This is a genomic window from Larkinella rosea (assembly GCF_003858635.1).
Lineage (GTDB): Bacteria > Bacteroidota > Bacteroidia > Cytophagales > Spirosomataceae > Larkinella > Larkinella rosea.
Genome location: NZ_RQJO01000008.1, coordinates 771,766 through 788,033, shown reverse-complemented (window position 1 = coordinate 788,033; position 16,268 = coordinate 771,766). Strand labels below are relative to the sequence as shown.

General features: G+C 46.4%; 15 protein-coding genes. 12 read left to right on the top strand and 3 right to left on the bottom strand.

Translation table 11 applies throughout. The annotated features are described in order from the left end of the window. The first annotated feature begins 49 nt into the window (after positions 1-49). A complete protein-coding gene (gene dnaG / locus EHT25_RS12050; protein ID WP_124874773.1) occupies positions 50-2,044 on the top strand; it encodes a DNA primase in 1,995 nt (664 codons plus the stop codon). Positions 2,045-2,117: 73 nt separating this feature from the next. Here the strand turns inward: dnaG and EHT25_RS12045 are convergent, their stop codons facing one another. After that, positions 2,118-2,543 (bottom strand): helix-turn-helix domain-containing protein, encoded by a 426-nt coding sequence (locus tag EHT25_RS12045; protein ID WP_124874771.1) that lies wholly within the window; start codon positions 2,541-2,543, stop codon positions 2,118-2,120. 331 nt (positions 2,544-2,874) lie between these two features. Between EHT25_RS12045 and EHT25_RS12040 the strand changes: the two genes are divergently transcribed. Then, positions 2,875-3,573: a response regulator transcription factor gene (locus EHT25_RS12040; protein ID WP_124874769.1), complete on the top strand. Its 699-nt coding sequence runs from the start codon at positions 2,875-2,877 to the stop codon at positions 3,571-3,573. 53 nt (positions 3,574-3,626) lie between these two features. Here the strand turns inward: EHT25_RS12040 and EHT25_RS12035 are convergent, their stop codons facing one another. Continuing rightward, on the bottom strand, positions 3,627-4,385 hold the full coding sequence (locus EHT25_RS12035; protein WP_221622267.1) for a LytTR family DNA-binding domain-containing protein: 759 nt from the start codon (positions 4,383-4,385) through the stop codon (positions 3,627-3,629). Positions 4,386-4,822: 437 nt separating this feature from the next. Here EHT25_RS12035 and EHT25_RS12030 point away from each other — a divergent pair, with 437 nt between their 5' ends. After that, a complete protein-coding gene (locus EHT25_RS12030; protein ID WP_124874765.1) occupies positions 4,823-5,026 on the top strand; it encodes a hypothetical protein in 204 nt (67 codons plus the stop codon). A gap of 11 nt (positions 5,027-5,037) precedes the next feature. Beyond that, on the top strand, positions 5,038-6,174 hold the full coding sequence (locus EHT25_RS12025) for a lysophospholipid acyltransferase family protein (protein ID WP_124874763.1): 1,137 nt from the start codon (positions 5,038-5,040) through the stop codon (positions 6,172-6,174). Positions 6,175-6,749: 575 nt separating this feature from the next. Here EHT25_RS12025 and EHT25_RS12020 read toward each other — a convergent pair. Beyond that, complete coding sequence (locus EHT25_RS12020) at positions 6,750-7,073, bottom strand: transposase (protein WP_124874761.1); 324 nt, start codon at positions 7,071-7,073, stop codon at positions 6,750-6,752. 410 nt (positions 7,074-7,483) lie between these two features. Between EHT25_RS12020 and EHT25_RS12015 the strand changes: the two genes are divergently transcribed. The 8 genes from EHT25_RS12015 (at position 7,484) to EHT25_RS33450 (ending at position 16,261) form a co-directional block, all read left to right on the top strand. Then, complete coding sequence (locus EHT25_RS12015) at positions 7,484-8,269, top strand: polysaccharide biosynthesis/export family protein (RefSeq protein WP_124874759.1); 786 nt, start codon at positions 7,484-7,486, stop codon at positions 8,267-8,269. 78 nt (positions 8,270-8,347) lie between these two features. Further along, complete coding sequence (locus tag EHT25_RS12010; protein ID WP_124874757.1) at positions 8,348-10,705, top strand: GumC family protein; 2,358 nt, start codon at positions 8,348-8,350, stop codon at positions 10,703-10,705. A gap of 109 nt (positions 10,706-10,814) precedes the next feature. Beyond that, on the top strand, positions 10,815-11,471 hold the full coding sequence (locus EHT25_RS12005; protein WP_124874755.1) for a sugar transferase: 657 nt from the start codon (positions 10,815-10,817) through the stop codon (positions 11,469-11,471). A gap of 34 nt (positions 11,472-11,505) precedes the next feature. Further along, positions 11,506-12,450, top strand: a complete 945-nt coding sequence (locus EHT25_RS12000; protein ID WP_124874753.1) for a glycosyltransferase family 2 protein — start codon at positions 11,506-11,508, stop codon at positions 12,448-12,450. 93 nt (positions 12,451-12,543) lie between these two features. After that, the gene (locus EHT25_RS11995) at positions 12,544-13,227 is read left to right on the top strand and encodes an acylneuraminate cytidylyltransferase family protein (protein WP_124874751.1); all 684 of its coding nucleotides are present in this window, start codon (positions 12,544-12,546) and stop codon (positions 13,225-13,227) included. Beyond that, positions 13,224-14,168: a phosphoglycerate dehydrogenase gene (locus EHT25_RS11990; protein ID WP_124874749.1), complete on the top strand. Its 945-nt coding sequence runs from the start codon at positions 13,224-13,226 to the stop codon at positions 14,166-14,168. The genes EHT25_RS11995 and EHT25_RS11990 overlap by 4 nt, the downstream gene beginning before the upstream one ends. Positions 14,169-14,171: 3 nt before the next feature. After that, positions 14,172-14,900 carry an SDR family NAD(P)-dependent oxidoreductase gene (locus EHT25_RS11985; protein ID WP_124874747.1) on the top strand — a complete coding sequence of 243 codons (729 nt, stop codon included), beginning with the start codon at positions 14,172-14,174 and terminating at the stop codon, positions 14,898-14,900. Between the two features lie 14 nt (positions 14,901-14,914). After that, on the top strand, positions 14,915-16,261 hold the full coding sequence (locus EHT25_RS33450) for an O-antigen ligase family protein (protein ID WP_124874745.1): 1,347 nt from the start codon (positions 14,915-14,917) through the stop codon (positions 16,259-16,261). Positions 16,262-16,268: the final 7 nt, after the last annotated feature.

Below are 16,268 nucleotides of genomic sequence, written 5' to 3'. Positions count from 1 at the left end.
TTTAGCAAAAATGTTGCCAAAACCGGGTGGAGTTATGTACCTTTGATACATGCGCATTCCGGAGGAAACCATCGACCGCATCCGCCAGTCGGCGGATATTATCGACGTTGTCAGTGACTATGTCTCGCTCAAAAAACGGGGCCAGAACTGGATTGCCTGCTGCCCATTTCACAACGAAAAGTCGCCCTCGTTCAACGTTTCGCCCGCTCGTCAAATCTACAAGTGTTTTGGTTGCGGCAAAGCCGGAGATCCCGTACGGTTTGTGATGGACATCGAAAACATCGGTTATCCGGAAGCCTTGCGTCATCTGGCCAAGAAATACGGAATTGAAGTGGCCGAAGAGCAGCTGACGCCCGATGAACTGATCAAACAAAATGAACGGGAAAGTCTGTTCATCGTGCTGAATTTTGCCAAAGATTTTTACCATTCTCATTTGCTGACTTCCGACGAAGGCCAGAGTATCGGCCTGAGTTATTTCCGCGAACGCGGTTTTCTGGACAACACCGTTCAGTCGTTCGAACTGGGGTATAGCTCCGATCAGTGGGACGCCTTGTTGCAGGAAGCCACCCGCCGGGGCTATCGACCGGAATTACTCGAAAAAGCCGGTTTGATTTTGTCGAAAGAAGGCGGCAAGACCTACGACCGATTTCGGGGCCGGGTGATTTTTCCGATCCATAACGTCTCCGGCCGGGTGATTGCCTTCGGAGCGCGGATTCTGAAAACGGATAAGAATCAACCGAAGTATATTAACTCACCGGAGACGGAGGTTTACCACAAAAGCCAGGTTTTATACGGTATCTTTCAAGCCAAGAATGCCATCCGTCAAGACGACATTTGTTACCTAACGGAGGGATATACGGACGTGCTGTCTTTGCACCAGGCCGGGATCAAAAACGTGGTAGCGTCGTCGGGTACTTCATTGACGATCGAGCAAATTCGGTTGATCAGCCGGTTTACCCAGAACGTCACCATTCTGTACGACGGCGATGCCGCCGGTATCAAAGCCGCTTTGCGTGGGTTGGACATGGTGCTGGAAGAGGGCCTGAACGTCAGTGTGGCAACGTTCCCCGACGGCGACGATCCCGACAGCTACGTCCGGAAGGTGGGCGCCGACGCTTTTAAAAAATACCTGAGCCAGCATTCCAACGATTTTATTACGTTTAAAACCGATATCCTGCTGAAAGATGCGGGCGACAATCCGTTCAAGCGGGCCGAAATCATATCGGAAATTATTCAAAGCATCTCCAAGATACCTGATCCGATCAAACGGCAGGTCTTCTTTCAGAAAACCGCCCGCCAACTCCAGGTCGATGAGCAAACATTGATCTCGGAAAGTAACCGGATGGTTCTCAGTCAGCAAAAACAGCAGCTTAAGCAGCAACAGGATAGGGCTTCGGCTTCAAATCGGACGGCCAGTCAGAGCCCGGCTTCGTTCCCGGAAGAGCTAACGGAAATTCTAAATGATTTTTCAGTAGAGGAATCGCCCGTCAATCGCCGGGCTACGGACCCGGTCAAGCAGCAGCAAAACCGCTCTCAGCTTTCTTATCAGGAAGAGGAATGTGTGAGGCTATTGGTTAATTATGGTGCGCACGAACTGGAACCGGATATTTCGGTCTGCCATTACATGCTGAGCGAATTGGGTTCCATGGAATTTGTAACCCCGGTTTTTAACGAAATGCTGCGGGAAATCCGGGAGGGGTTTCTGGCCAGTGAAATACGGACGGCGGATTATTTTTTACAGCACCGGAATTCGGAATACCAACAACAAACGATTGGCCTGGTTACGGTTCGCCATCAGTTGAGTGAAAACTGGCAGAAACACGAAATTTACGTACCAACGGAAATTGATAAACTAGCCGATGCGGCTTTTGGCAATATTCTGCGATTGAAAAAACTGGTTGCGGAGCAACAAATGCGGGACCTAAAACAATTGATCAGTCAGGCGACTGATCCGGCAGAAAGCGACCGACTGATGGTAGAATATATGCACTACAAAAAAGTAGACATTGAGATCGGTCGGCTATTGGGCACCGTTGTATCGTAATATAAAAGCGAATAGTCAGTACTAAACGCCCAAACCGGGGTTCCTACTGACTATTCGATCTATCTATTGATAATCAGGCAGCCATGCTGTCTATTCTCGATATTTTCTTTACAAAGCGACGCAGAGTGTCCTGACTAACAGGCTTCGGCAGTTGGTGATTGATTTGCTGCAACACCTGACGCGGTTCTTTCGGGAACGTCATCATCGCCTGAATTACTTTTTCAACGTGCTGCTGATCTTCCGGATTCAGTTTCGGTTTCAAACCACGACCGGGTTTGTCCTGCAGTCCCTGAACACCGTCTTCCTGCCAGCGATTCATCCAGTTGTAGATGCTGCGACGATCTACAGCAAACATTTCCATCAATTCGCTAACGGTCAGACCGTAGTAGCTGTAGAGCACGCACTGGCAACGCTTTTTCAAAACGTTGTTTTGGCTCTCACGAATCGTCTGACGGAGTTGCTCCACTTCTTGTCCAGATAAATTCTTAACGTTCCGCATTGTTATTAATTTAGTAGTTCAGTTCCTTGTTTCTTGTTTTCTTGCTCGAATTACAAGTGAAAACTACGCCCTCATTTCCTACTAAAAAAGTCATTTCGTACGGAATAACTACTTTTTCGTGTGAAATAACCAAATTTGCAGTATATAGCATTCGATTCTCTCTGTCGATTCCCGCATAATTTTTGATTACATCAACAACGATCTGAAAGTGAAACGGCCCAATTTCCATTTTGGTCATTTCACGCAAAAAAGTATTGATTTCAATTACCACCGCGAACCAATTAGGATGATTAAATTGTAGCTTCAAAACGCAGAGCTACTATCGCTTACCATGAACAGCACAAATTCAAAACCGGAATCGTCTTCTTCTTCGTTTTCTCTCCGGCGAAAAGACTTTTCCATTTTAGTAGCTCAGGCTGAATTATTTAACTGCGAAGTACTTTGTCAACTCCTGAAAGCCCAGGGATACAATGTGGTTGGAAAAGCGATTGAAATGGAGGACACGCTTCAGCAGATACGCGTGAAACAGCCGCAGTGTGTTATTCTGGAATCCGAAATTTCCGGTCGACGTAGTGTGGATATCGTTCAACAGGCTCGTACAGATAATCAGCGAACGAAGTTTATTCTGTATACAAGTAAACCGGATATCAAGTTAGTGGCAAATGCCATGCAGCAGGGTTTCTACGGTTTTTTGTATGCCAACGACGGGCTCGACGAATTATACAAGTGCTTTCAGACCATCAACACGGGTGGATTTTATTACAGCCCCGGTTTTTTGCTTTTGCTGAAAAATTACGGGATGAACGTAATGACTGATGAGACGAAACAGCAATTGGGTCGTTTGACGGTACGGGAAATTGAAATACTGCGGTTGATCGCGCAAGGGGCAACGGGGTATGAAATTGCCGAACAATTACACATCAGTTACCGAACACTCGCGAATCATAAAACGAATATTGCGCAGAAGCTGGGTTTGGGAAGTTGCCGGAACCTGGCCCGCTACGGAATTTCGGTGAAGGATTATCTTTAATAATTTTTTGAGTAGTTCGAAATCTAAATTTGCTTCTGGTTCGTAAGCATGAACTAGATGATTTCGCTTTTAGGCGGGAGGTATTCAACTTCTTGAGCAGAGAAGCGGACAAGCCGGTTTTTGAACTCCTGAAGGCGAGCCCGCGGCATGTCGGTTTCGTCGTTATTAGGGGTTTGCATGCGTATGCTATACTTGCCGTTTTCCCAGTAAGCGTAACTCGCAACAAAACTGAGGTTGATGATACAGTTGCGTTTGGTTCGGAAAAACAGTTCCGGATTCAATTCCTGCTCCAGTTCGTTCATCGTTTTGGTAATCGAGAACCGGCCGGTTGGGTGAATGGCGTAATAATACCGGTCTTCGGTTTCAAACCAGAAGCAATCCTGAACCGCAATGATGGTTTCTCCAAAACTATTTTTGCCTTTCAAGTGCGTAAGGAAGGCACCGGGTTGGGGAGTTAAAGACTGGAATGGGTCGGGGGTTTCGTTGGTCCGTTTCCGTTGTCGGCGTTGTTCCAGAATATCGATTAACAGTGAGCCGTTGACAGACCCATAGCCGATGATCATCACCGGGATCAGGTAAATGAAATACAATCTAACGCTATAGGTACCCTGAATGTATTTGTCAAGGTAGAACTCCAGATCATAATTCGGAAATTCAACCAGCAAATAACGAACGGTTTGTGTTAAGGGGTTAAAGAGGAAGAAAGCAACCAGCATTACGGGTAAAATCTTTATCTCGTAGCGTAATATGTTTCTAGGGGTAAGTTCCAATCGTTTGATGCGGCAGGCTTCGTGGTAAATATTGAGCATCATTAGCACAATAACGAGGGTAGAAATCTCGGGTAGGATACCTCCCCGAAACAGGATCCATATATAACCTAATACCCCGCCGTAATTGGCAACTTTACTTAGTTTCTGTTCAAAGGCAAAAAGCCAATTAAACGACTCAAACGTGAGGAATGCCAACAACAGAATACTGAGACTCTTGAAGGGTCTTCTGATATACTTCAGATTTAGCAGTACTTCGGTCATTGCTACTCCAATCTTTATCCTACTTCTTGGACTGTGCTAAATTACTAATTAAAAATAGTAATTAGTTACTAAAGCTGCATAATATTTTAGACAAAATACTCCATTCTTTTCCCTGCTCTCACCCGGTAATTTTGTCACAGTCAATCGGCAGAATAATCCCGGGCAAAATGATCGATTGATGACTGAACAATTAATCAACTCTAACAGCATCTATCGCCATGAAAAAGTCTTTTGTTATCAACTCTGCAAAACAACTGTTGAACTCAGCTACTATCAACTTGAATGTAATAGCCAAAAATGAAACCAGTGACAACTCTATTGTGTCGATAAAAGCAGCCAAAGATGGCCAAGGCTGCTGCGAATGGGTGGTTACCTTCCACGGTTTGCAATCAAACGCACTGGATCAACTGGCACTTTCTTAATTCCTATTTTTATGAGCAACTTCGTGCATCAATATCAGAGAGAACTCGATCGTTGTCGTCAACAATTCGAGTCTCTGGATCTTCGGAAAGAAAAAGGGTACCTCTTCAAATTTACGACGTTCTCGGCCAGTGTCCAGAACATTCTGCCTGAGATTCCGATAGAGAAGCACGAGGACCTTTTCCAGAAATTGCTACTTCAACAGGTTTATACCACCTTCGATCAGCAATTTCTGACCGCTAACGACCTGATACAAACGAAAGGACCTATTCGGAAGCTGATTAACAGCCAGCAACCTAATATTTATTGCACTTTTCATTTGGGCTCCTACCGCCTGCTGACCAGTTATCTTTATCGCAACGGCATTGACCTTGCTTTGCTGGTCAGCAGGGGTACCTATCAGGAACAGGGAAAAGACATCTGGTCCACGATCCGAGGTCTTCAGAAAAAGCATAATCTAACCAATTCCTTCCAGATTCTGGATGCTGAACAGACCTCATCGACTCTTCAGATCATCCGTGAATTGCGGGCCGGAACCTCCCTGGTTATCTTTATCGACGGTGTGACCAGTACAACCGGTCTGAACCGTCAGGAAGATAAAGAAGTCCAGGTACGCTTTGGAGCCAAAAATTTATGGGCTCGCAAAGGGGTCGGTTTCTTATCGTATATTACCAAAACACCCATTATTCCGGTCATCAGTTATCGGGAAAGAAATCTCAACAATGTGTTGTCTTTTCTCGATCCCATTGTTCCGGAAGCCAATTGTGACCGTGACACGTACTGTCAGTTAAGCCTTCAACACCTTTACGATTCATTCTGGCAGTATTTGACCAGATACCCGGAACAGTGGGAAGGTTGGAATTACATTCACAAATTTCTCGATCAGCACGAATTGGAACAACAAGCTGATTCGTTTTTAAAACCTCAGCGGCAACGACCTAAAAAAAGGGTCGTGTTCAATCAGGAGCGGTATTCGATCTGTGATCTGGAAGACTCCCCCATCCTATTTGACCGCCGACTGTATGTCACCTACGAAATTTCAACTGACTTGCGCGACTTTCTGCTTCAGGTAGGGACCATCGAAGCGCCCGAGGAAGTGTTAGGCACCGAGATGTATCTCGATTTACTATCCAAGCAGATTATAGCGTAAGTACAGTACGCCAATAGTTTAGTATTTCTTGTTTTCAACCTTAAAAGTCGGATCCTGGAACATCTGTTCAGATCCGACTTTTTTATTATACTATTCTAACAGACTACTAGATTAAAATGATACTGGCACAAATTTTGCAACCTCACCATTACCAACTCGTGTGTCTGTTAATTGTTAGAGTTCCTAAAGGCTAATTCTTTAATTAAACAGTGGTTAAATAATAAAAATCCTATTTAACATTTATTTTACGTGTCAAACTCTTGCTTTATAACAATTTTCAGTATATTTGAATAAATGTTCGCAAGAGAGCACCAACGAGAAGCATCAGATCTCACGACTGACAATTCTCTTTTACTCACTGTATAAGTACCGAATTTCCAATAAAGAGGGCCTAATACTTACCTCACGAGTACTAGTAAAAAGTTACTAGCTTCATTCGCTGAAGCTTCTACAATCTCTGTCACCATACCTCATTTCAACAACTGTTGAAATAATCAAAAAATCACTTTTTGTTTCCGTTCTGGGAAAGCACGGTAGCGATTTTGATGCTGGTCAGAAAATGCATGTATCTCTGACTAGCTGACAGTCGAAAGGTCCTGTTCCGACGTAATCGGCGTGTAGCTTTCAGCGGTAAGAGCTGCTGGAAAATTCAACTGCAGAAGCGTCAGGATTTTGGCCAGCGTACCATCGCGTTGCCAGCGACGAAAGCGATCATAAATGGTTTTCCAGGAGCCGTAACGCTCGGGCAGGTCACGCCAGGGCGCACCGGAATTTAAAATCCAGAGAATTCCATTAATGGATTGGCGATGGGACCGCCACGGACGACCGGGACGATTGTTAGAGGGCATCATATCCTTTAATTTCTCCCACTGTGAGTCGGTCAATTCATACTTACGCATGGCAAAAAGGAACAAGCGATAAAGATTAGAACAGGTTGATTTAACTAAGTAATTGCAAAAAAAAATTCATATTTCGAATGATACCCCGGGGTAAGTAACCAATTTATGAACGAACGGGAAACCATTAAAAAGTCTGATAACTAATTTGATGTCGAAAAATGAGAAAATATTTTTGCATTTCCTAAATTCCAAGGGCATTAATTTAGGATACGGTAGGTATTTCCTAGTTTTCGGAGCAAAAAATATGAGAAAATATTTCTGCCGTTCTCAACTGAAACCGGCCCAGAATGGATTGTGAGAGCCTTTTTAACGGCAAATAAGGTTTAAATGAGCTCTGTTTGGAGTAGATTCTGTCGGACAAATAGATAAATACAGTAAGTACTTAATTTTTTGATCGAAAATCTCAACGTATGAAGAATTGGAATTGGCTCGCGTTTGGCCTACTGGTAATTGGTTTTTCGTCTTGCATCTCACAGAAGCAAATCACTTATTTTCAAAGTCCGGCAACTGACAGTACGGGGATAATAGAACAAATCACCAACCGGTACATCCCGACTATCCAACCTAACGATTTATTAAGCATCAATGTTAACAGCCTGAATCCGGAAGCAAGCAGTTTTTTTAACCCTTACGCTGCGGCCGAGCGGATGCCTTCTTTTCAGACGGTCAACGGGCAGGTTCCGGTAACGGCGGTGGTGGGTTATCTGGTCGATACGCAGGGTAATGTTCAACTGCCGCTGGCGGGAAAAATAAAAGTGCTTGGCCTAACGTCGGCCGGCGCTCAGGAACTGATTCAGGAAAAACTGAAGAATTTTCTAAAAGAACCAACGGTGGCCGTACGGTTTCTGAATTTCAAGGTATCGGTTTTGGGGGAAGTCACCCGGCCCTCGATGTTCAGCGTTCCGAACGAGCAGATGACGCTGACAGAAGCCTTGAGCTTAGCAGGAGATATTACGATTTATGGTCGCCGGGATAACGTCATGGTGATTCGGGAAACCAACGGGAAACGGGAATTTGGCCGCATCAACATGAATCAGCGCGACCTGTTCAAGTCACCCTATTATTATTTACATCCAAACGATGTCATTTATGTAGAACCGGGTAAAGCCCGTTTGGCCTATGCCGATCGCTTTTACACCATTCTGCCATCCATCATCGGCGCGCTGTCTCTGATAGCGGTTATTATTCGCCGGTAAGCAAGCATTACCAATGGCTGTCCGTCTGGTATTCCGGACAAACAGCCGAACGATAGTACCTAATTACTCAACAACGTTATGATCACAACACCGTATGTCTACCATCAGCAGGAGGAAAAAGAACCTGACCTCCGGCTGGTACTCTTCCGGTATTTAAAAAACTGGAAATGGTTTCTGCTGTCGCTTGTCGTTGCTTTAGCCGCCGGTTACGCGTACCTCCAATACCAGGTACCGATCTACAAAGTCCAGAGCAGCATTTTGATCAAGGACGAGAAGAAAGGAATTTCGGCCGACAACATCATGAAAGAGATGGATCTCTTCACGGATTCGAAGGTAGTCGAAAACGAAATTGAAATTCTGAAATCGTACACGATCATGGAGAAGGTAAACGATGTGCTCGCATTGGACATTACCTATTTCCACGACACCCCCGTCGGGAAGCGCGAGATTTACAAATCCTCTCCGTTCCGTCTCCTCATCGAACATCCGAAACCGCTGTTATACGAAGAAGACCTCACCGTCGAATTTGTAGATCCGCAAACCGTTAAAATCGGTGACAAGAAATACCCGGTTAACCAGAGCCTGAATACGGCGTATGGCCGGCTGCGGATTTTCACGAACAAAAACACCAAGCTCGACAAAGAACCGGTTATCGTTCACGTAGCTCCCAAACAGGAGGTGATTCAAAACTACGTGGAAGACCTGAAAGTGGAAGCGACCAGCAAACAATCAACGGTATTGGTACTTAGCCTGGAAACCGCTGTTCCGGAAAAAGGACGGAATATTCTCGACAAGATTGTGGAAGAGTATAATGATGCGGCTCTGAAAGACAAGAACCTGGTTGCGTCTAACACCCTGGACTTCATCGAAGAACGGTTAAAACTTATTTCCGGTGAACTGGCTACCGTTGAGCGGGATGTCGAGAGCTTCAAATCAGCGGAAGGCATTACAGATATCAGCACCGAATCCCAGATTTTTCTGCAAAATGTTCAGCAGAACGACGCTCAGCTGAGCCAGGTCAATATTCAGATAGGGGCGCTGGAAGATGTGGAACGTTATATCCGGACTAAATCAGACGAATCGGGCGCTGCTCCTTCAACACTGGGGCTGACTGATCCTACCCTGCTTGGACTCATTGCCAATTTATCGGAACTACAACTGAAACGCGAGAATCTGGCGAAAACCACTTCGGAAAACAACCCGATCCTGCGGTCGGTGGACGAACAGATCAAAGCGACCAAAGCGAACATCAGCGATAATATTCAGACGATGAAAACCATCATGACGGGCACCCGTCAGAAGTTGATGGCGCACAACCGCAAGTTCGAATCGATGATCCGGTCGGTTCCCCGCAAGGAACGGGCGTTGCTGGACATTACGCGCCAGCAGGCCATTAAAAACAATCTGTATACGTACCTGCTGGCCAAACGCGAAGAAACCGCCCTGTCGTATGCTTCGGCCATTGCGGATAGCCGGACCATCGACATTGCGCGCAGCGGCAGCAAACCGATCAAGCCCAAAAAGAGTCTGGTCTTTATGCTATTCGGAGCCATTGGTCTGCTGATTCCGGTTGGTGCTTTTGCGACCCGCGATATGCTGAATAACCGAATTGGCAAACGCACGGACATCGAAGAGCTGACCAGTACGCCCATTGTTGGGGAGATTTCGTATGCCAAGCATAAGTTCCCGCTGGTCGTAACGTCCAACAGCCGGTCGATTGTGGCCGAGCAAGTCCGGGCACTGCGAACCAATCTGCAATTCCTGCGGTCAAACAACGAGAGTCTGGCCATTCTGTTTACGTCCAGTATCAGTGGGGAAGGTAAATCGTTCATTTCCCTGAACCTCGGTGCCAGTCTCGCGCTCATCGATCGCCCTACGGTCATTCTGGAAATGGACTTGCGTCGTCCGAAGCTGCACTCAATGCTGGCCATGCCGAATACCGTCGGGATCAGTAACTTTCTGGTTGGCCAGGTTACGCTGGATGATATTCTACAACCCGTACCGGGAATGGATAATTATTACATCCTGACCAGTGGCCCGATTCCCCCCAACCCGGCGGAACTTCTGGTGAGCGACAAAGTGGATGAACTGTTTCATCAGCTCCGGGAGCGGTTCCAATACATCATCGTGGATTCACCACCCGTTGGCCTGGTTACTGACGCCCAGATTCTGGCCGACAAAACGGATGCCACCATGTATGTTGTGCGCCACGACGTAACGCCAAAACAACACATGAAGATGGTGGATGTCATGTACAAAGAACAGCGTTTCCGGAAACTGAGCCTGATTCTGAACTCCATCAACGAAGGAAATGGCTACGGGTATGGCTACGGCTATGGCTATGGGTATGGCTACGGCTATGGATCTGGTGGTTACTACGAACAAGATTCTCCTGCCAAAAAATCCTTTCTGAAACGTTTGTTACCGGGTAGCTAAGCGGTTTCGCATTCTCCAGACAATCACTTTTTGACAGCTTACCGACCGGGGTTTTTATCCCGGTTGGTAAGAACATTGCCCAATCTGTATTTACTCAACTGGAAACGTTATGATTGACTTGTTACAACCCGACTCCTCGTACTACGTCGTCAGTGAGACGGCTGCGGGGAAGCAGAAGCCGGTAGCAAAGCGGGTCTTCGATATTGCGGTATCGCTTTTGGTTAGCGTATTCATTCTGTCCTGGTTTATTCCGTTGATTGGATTGCTGATCCGGCTGGAATCACGGGGACCAATCCTGTTCGTCCAGTTGCGATCGGGGCGGAATGGTCGGCCGTTTCCCTGCCTGAAGTTCCGGACCATGAAATACCAGAAAAACGCTTCTTTCAAACAGGCTACCCACAATGACATCCGGGTAACCCGCGTGGGCCGCATCCTCCGGAAAACCAACCTCGATGAGTTGCCCCAGGTGCTGAATGTCATCGCCGGTCACATGAGTATAGTCGGTCCCAGGCCCCACCCTATTCCGCTGGATGTTCAGTACATGCCGCTGATACCGGAATACAAAAACCGGTTTAAAACCAAACCCGGAATAACCGGTCTGGCTCAGGCCAAGGGATTGCGGGGTGAAACGTCGGAGCTGAATCAGATGCGCCACCGGGTTCGCTACGATATCTGGTATACCAAATACGCGTCAATCCCGCTGGATGTCAAGATTTGCTGGTGGACGGTGGAGCGCATGGTGAAAGGAGATAAAAACGCCTGGTGAAATAGGGTTAAAAATCTGAAAGCAATCGAATCCTATGACTTGCAGCCTAATTATACGAGCCTTCAACGAAGAGGCCCATATTGGTAAATTACTGAACGGAATCCAGCAGCAGGAAATCGGCATTGACCTGGAAGTTATTCTGGTCGACTCCGGCTCCAAAGATAATACAGTTCGCATCGCCGAAAGCTACGGAGCCAAAATCGTCCGGATTCGTCCCGAGGAGTTTTCGTTCGGACGGGCCCTCAACATTGGCTGTCAGCACGCAACCGGCGATATTCTCCTGTTTGCCAGCGCGCACGTTTACCCGGTTTATACGAACTGGATTGATCAAATGGTCAAGCCGTTCGAAGATCCGAAAGTGGCCCTCACGTACGGACGGCAGATCGGAAACAGCCAAAGCAAGTATTCGGAGCAACAACTCTTCGCCAAATGGTTTCCGGCGGTTTCCAACTACAACCAGCAGATCCCGTTTTGCAATAATGCCAACACGGCCATTCGGCGTTCGTTGTGGCAGGAATTACCGTACGACGAATCACTGACGGGCCTGGAAGACCTGCATTGGGCCAGTGAAATCCTGCAACGGAGCTACCGGATTGCCTACAACGCCGATGCGACGATTGTGCACGTCCACGAAGAAACGCCCCGGAAGATATTCAATCGGTATTACCGGGAAGCGATTGCCTTCAAGCGGCTGAAGCCGATGGCGCAGTTTGGCCTCTGGGATTTTGCGTATTTATCCGTATCGAATTTGATCAGCGATTACGTGACGGCCATCCAGGAACGGGTCTTCTGGCAGCATGTCACCGAAATCCCGGTTTTTCGGATTCTGCAATTCTGGGGTACGTATCAGGGGTACCGGTTTATCGGTACACTCGATCGCACGCTTCGGGAACGGTTTTACTACCCGAACGAAGTATTCCGGCGGGAAAAATCGGGCAATCAGGAACCGGTCATCAGGAAACAAATCGCTTATGAATAATCGGTAAACAGCCGATTTACCTACCCGGAAAGGCAAGGGTTTGAAAGAAATTACCCGCCGGGCTGTCTTGCAAAAAACTCAACGTTAATCTATATGAATCATTCCGTAGCAGCCATCATTCCAATGCGCCATTCCAGTGAGCGCGTTCCCGGCAAAAACTACCGCGATTTTGCTGGCAAACCTCTGTTCCACCGGATCGTAGACACCCTGCTGGAGTGTCCGTCCATCACCCAGGTTGTCATCGATACCGACAGTCCGACGATTATCGAACAGGTTCAGGAATTGTATCCGACCGTAACGGTTCTGGAACGGCCCAAGCACCTGCGTGATGGCGCCATTCCGATGAATAACGTGTTGCTGAACACCTGTGACCAGATTCCCGCCGACTTTTATTTGCAGACCCACAGCACTAATCCGCTGTTGTCGCCCGAAACCGTTGAGAAAGGCATTCAGCAGTTTTTGAAAAACTACCCGATCTACGACACCTTGTTTGGCGTGACCCGGTTGCAGACCCGGTTGTGGGATCCGTTGGCCCGGGCCGTCAATCACAATCCGGCTATTCTGCTCCGGACGCAGGATTTGCCGCCCATTTACATGGAAAATTCCTGCATGTATCTCTTTAAAAAAGAAACATTGCTTCAGAAACATAACCGCATCGGCGACCGTCCCTTCCTGTACGAGATTCCGGACATCGAAGCCCAGGACATCGATGTCGAACTGAACTTTAAAGTAGCTGAATTCCTCTTTACTGAACTTTATCCTGAACTGGCCCTATGAAAGTGTTGATTACCTGCCCACCGATGCTGGGGCAATTAGCGGAGTTTTTACCCCTTTTTGAAGAAGTCGGCATTGAAGTCGTGGCGCCGAAAGTCGTTCAGATTCTTTCCGAAGAAGAACTGCTCGAACTCGTCCCGACCGTCGACGGCTGGATCATCGGTGACGATCAGGCCACGGAGCGCATCTTCCGCGCCGGGAAAGCCGGCAAGCTGAAAGCCGCCGTTAAATGGGGAATTGGCGTCGATAACGTCGATTTCAAAGCCTGCAAAGAATTAGGAATTCCGATCATCAACACGCCCATGATGTTTGGCTCGGAAGTAGCCACCATCGCCGTATCCTATGTGTTGGGGCTGGCCCGGCAAACGTATTACATCGACCGCGAAGTGCGGGCCGGTAACTGGGTAAAACCGGCGGGAATGTCGCTGGCAGGCCATACCGTTGCCCTGGTTGGTTTTGGCGATATTGGCAAAGCGACCGCCCGTTTTCTGAAAGCGTTCGACATGCACATCAACGTGTATGACCCCTTTGCGAAACGGACCGAAGCAGACGAGGAAGCGTACCGGTTTTTGAGTTTCCCTGAAGAACTGGCAACGGCGGATTTTGTGGTAACGACCTGCGCACTGACGCCTTCGACCAAACACCTGATCAACACCGAAACGATTCAATTGATGAAAGACGGCGTCCGGATTGTGAATGTGTCCAGAGGGCCCATTATCGACGAGGCCGCTTTGATCGAAGGTCTCAAAAGCGGTAAAGTTCATTCGGCTGGTCTGGATGTTTTCGAAACCGAACCACTGCCAATGGACTCGGAACTGCGGAATTTTGATCGGTGCATTTTCGGCACCCACAACGGCTCCAATACCATTCAGGGCGTTCGACGCGCCAGCCATCAGGCCATCCGTTCAATGTTTGAGTTTCTGGAAATTGGTGTAACTGCATAACCCATGAAAAAGGTACTGATTACAGGTGTTTTAGGCGGTATTGGCAGTGCGCTTGCACTCGCCTTTCGCGAAGCCGGCTATTATGTGTATGGGCTGGACATTCAGGAGTCGGATCATCATCAGGCTGATCAATTGATTCAGTTCGATCTGCATGAGTTCAGTACCAATAACGAATACCGGAATGAGTGGAAACACACATTCAATGTATTGATCCCGGAGTTGCATGTGCTGATCAACAATGCCGCCGTTCAGATGCTCGGGAGTCTGGACGAGTTGAAACTGGACGACTGGAATCACACCATGAGCGTCAACCTGACGGGGCCGTTGCTGCTCAGTCAGCATTTTCTGGAGACACTGGAAGACGTCAATGGAAGTATCGTCAACATTGGCAGTATTCACCAGCAATTGACCAAACGCCGGTTTATCAGTTACGCGACCTCAAAAAGCGCGTTGATTGGCCTGACCAAAGCCCTGGCTGTCGATCTGGAAGGCCGCGTGCGGGTGAATGCCATCAGCCCGGCCGCCATTGAAACCGACATGTTACTGGCCGGTTTCGATGGTAACCAGGGCGCTCTGGATGAACTCCGAAGGATTCACCCCGTGCAACGAATTGGATACCCGAATGATGTGGCCAAACTCGCCTTGTTTTTAGCTTCTGAAAGCAGCGGTTTTATCCACGGCGCCAATCTGTCCCTGGATGGGGGAATCAGTTCGGTTTTGAAGGATTTGTAATAAAAGAGAAAAAGATGAATCTGATCTTCCCAGTCCTTATTTTGATATTTAGTTTGCTACAGAATAGTAATTCTGTAGCAAAATCTATCATTACTTTTATTTATATAATTGCAATAGTATGGTACCTGATAGTTGATAATAAAATAACGGTTGGGTCAGTAACTAAAATAATCAAAGTCAATAAAGCCTTCCTGTTTTTATTGGTACTAGCCTGCATTTCCGTCATACGAACAAATAATGATAGTTATGCGATATTACCAAAACTATTAAACTACATTATTTTATTGACTTTGCTATTATTAATGACTTATTCGATAACAAATACAAAGCAGTATAATTCAACTAAGTACGTAATAAACTTCATCATAGTACCATTCGGCGTATTATGTTTAATTAATTTTACCCTGTGGGTATTAGGTGTAAGTTTACAGGAAGACGTACTGGAAGGCGATTTTTCACAGTCAGCCATGCTTCTGTCTAGACTGGGAATCGAAATGGATCGGATACAATTTCCATTAACCGGCGGATTCAATAGTTATGGAAGTTCGATTGGGGGAATATTTACCATCACATTAATAACATTTTTCGTAGTAAAAAAGAAAACACTGTTTTTGGGAATGATGATTGCGTCTTTCTTCTTGACGCTGTTGTTAATAGACACACGATCCGCTTTATTTTATCCAATTGTAATTTTAGGCTTAATATTATTTTTAAAATCCCAAAACAAATATATCCCCTCATTCAAGTACCTTATATTGCTGCTATTATTTGGCCCGGTTATTTTCAGTACCGTTACATTCGCCATGTCGAATCTCGACATTTTCCAAACAATCGCCCGCTCGCAGGATGACCTTCACTCGGGCAACGCGCGAACCATTATTTGGGGGATGTCAACCAATGAATTTTTAAACTTCAGGCCAATCCATTTAATTGGTTTTGGAGAATATGGTCAAAAAGGTTCCGGTGTCTCATCGAATTGGTCTTACATATTTGAAGGATGGAAAAATAGTGAATTAACCTCTCCACACAATACCTCTTTTTCCATCCTGTTCGACTGTGGGTACATTGGACTCATAACGTATATAATCCTACACATCCAATTGATCTCCAGACTAAAATACATTTATAACCACGATCGTCCTATTGCGTATATATATGGCGGTTTTGTGTTATACAATTTATTAACCGGAATTACCGAGACACTAAATGGATTTTATTTCTTTCACTATTTTGTATTATTCTGTCTGGTAACAGTAAGTATAAACTCCGTCTACTACAGAATATACAATGACATTGAAAGAAAAAATAGCCAGATCAGAAGGCCGGAATTTAGTTTATCAGGAGAAGAAGTTAAAGTTTAGGAAATAT

Coding starts and splice junctions, on each gene's coding strand:
- dnaG (WP_124874773.1), top strand. CDS start 50: ATGCGCATTCCGGAGGAAACCATCGACCGCATCCGCCAGTCGGCGGAT.
- EHT25_RS12045 (WP_124874771.1), bottom strand. CDS start 2,543: ATGCGGAACGTTAAGAATTTATCTGGACAAGAAGTGGAGCAACTCCGT.
- EHT25_RS12040 (WP_124874769.1), top strand. CDS start 2,875: ATGAACAGCACAAATTCAAAACCGGAATCGTCTTCTTCTTCGTTTTCT.
- EHT25_RS12035 (WP_221622267.1), bottom strand. CDS start 4,385: ATGATGCTCAATATTTACCACGAAGCCTGCCGCATCAAACGATTGGAA.
- EHT25_RS12030 (WP_124874765.1), top strand. CDS start 4,823: ATGAAAAAGTCTTTTGTTATCAACTCTGCAAAACAACTGTTGAACTCA.
- EHT25_RS12025 (WP_124874763.1), top strand. CDS start 5,038: ATGAGCAACTTCGTGCATCAATATCAGAGAGAACTCGATCGTTGTCGT.
- EHT25_RS12020 (WP_124874761.1), bottom strand. CDS start 7,073: ATGCGTAAGTATGAATTGACCGACTCACAGTGGGAGAAATTAAAGGAT.
- EHT25_RS12015 (WP_124874759.1), top strand. CDS start 7,484: ATGAAGAATTGGAATTGGCTCGCGTTTGGCCTACTGGTAATTGGTTTT.
- EHT25_RS12010 (WP_124874757.1), top strand. CDS start 8,348: ATGATCACAACACCGTATGTCTACCATCAGCAGGAGGAAAAAGAACCT.
- EHT25_RS12005 (WP_124874755.1), top strand. CDS start 10,815: ATGATTGACTTGTTACAACCCGACTCCTCGTACTACGTCGTCAGTGAG.
- EHT25_RS12000 (WP_124874753.1), top strand. CDS start 11,506: ATGACTTGCAGCCTAATTATACGAGCCTTCAACGAAGAGGCCCATATT.
- EHT25_RS11995 (WP_124874751.1), top strand. CDS start 12,544: ATGAATCATTCCGTAGCAGCCATCATTCCAATGCGCCATTCCAGTGAG.
- EHT25_RS11990 (WP_124874749.1), top strand. CDS start 13,224: ATGAAAGTGTTGATTACCTGCCCACCGATGCTGGGGCAATTAGCGGAG.
- EHT25_RS11985 (WP_124874747.1), top strand. CDS start 14,172: ATGAAAAAGGTACTGATTACAGGTGTTTTAGGCGGTATTGGCAGTGCG.
- EHT25_RS33450 (WP_124874745.1), top strand. CDS start 14,915: ATGAATCTGATCTTCCCAGTCCTTATTTTGATATTTAGTTTGCTACAG.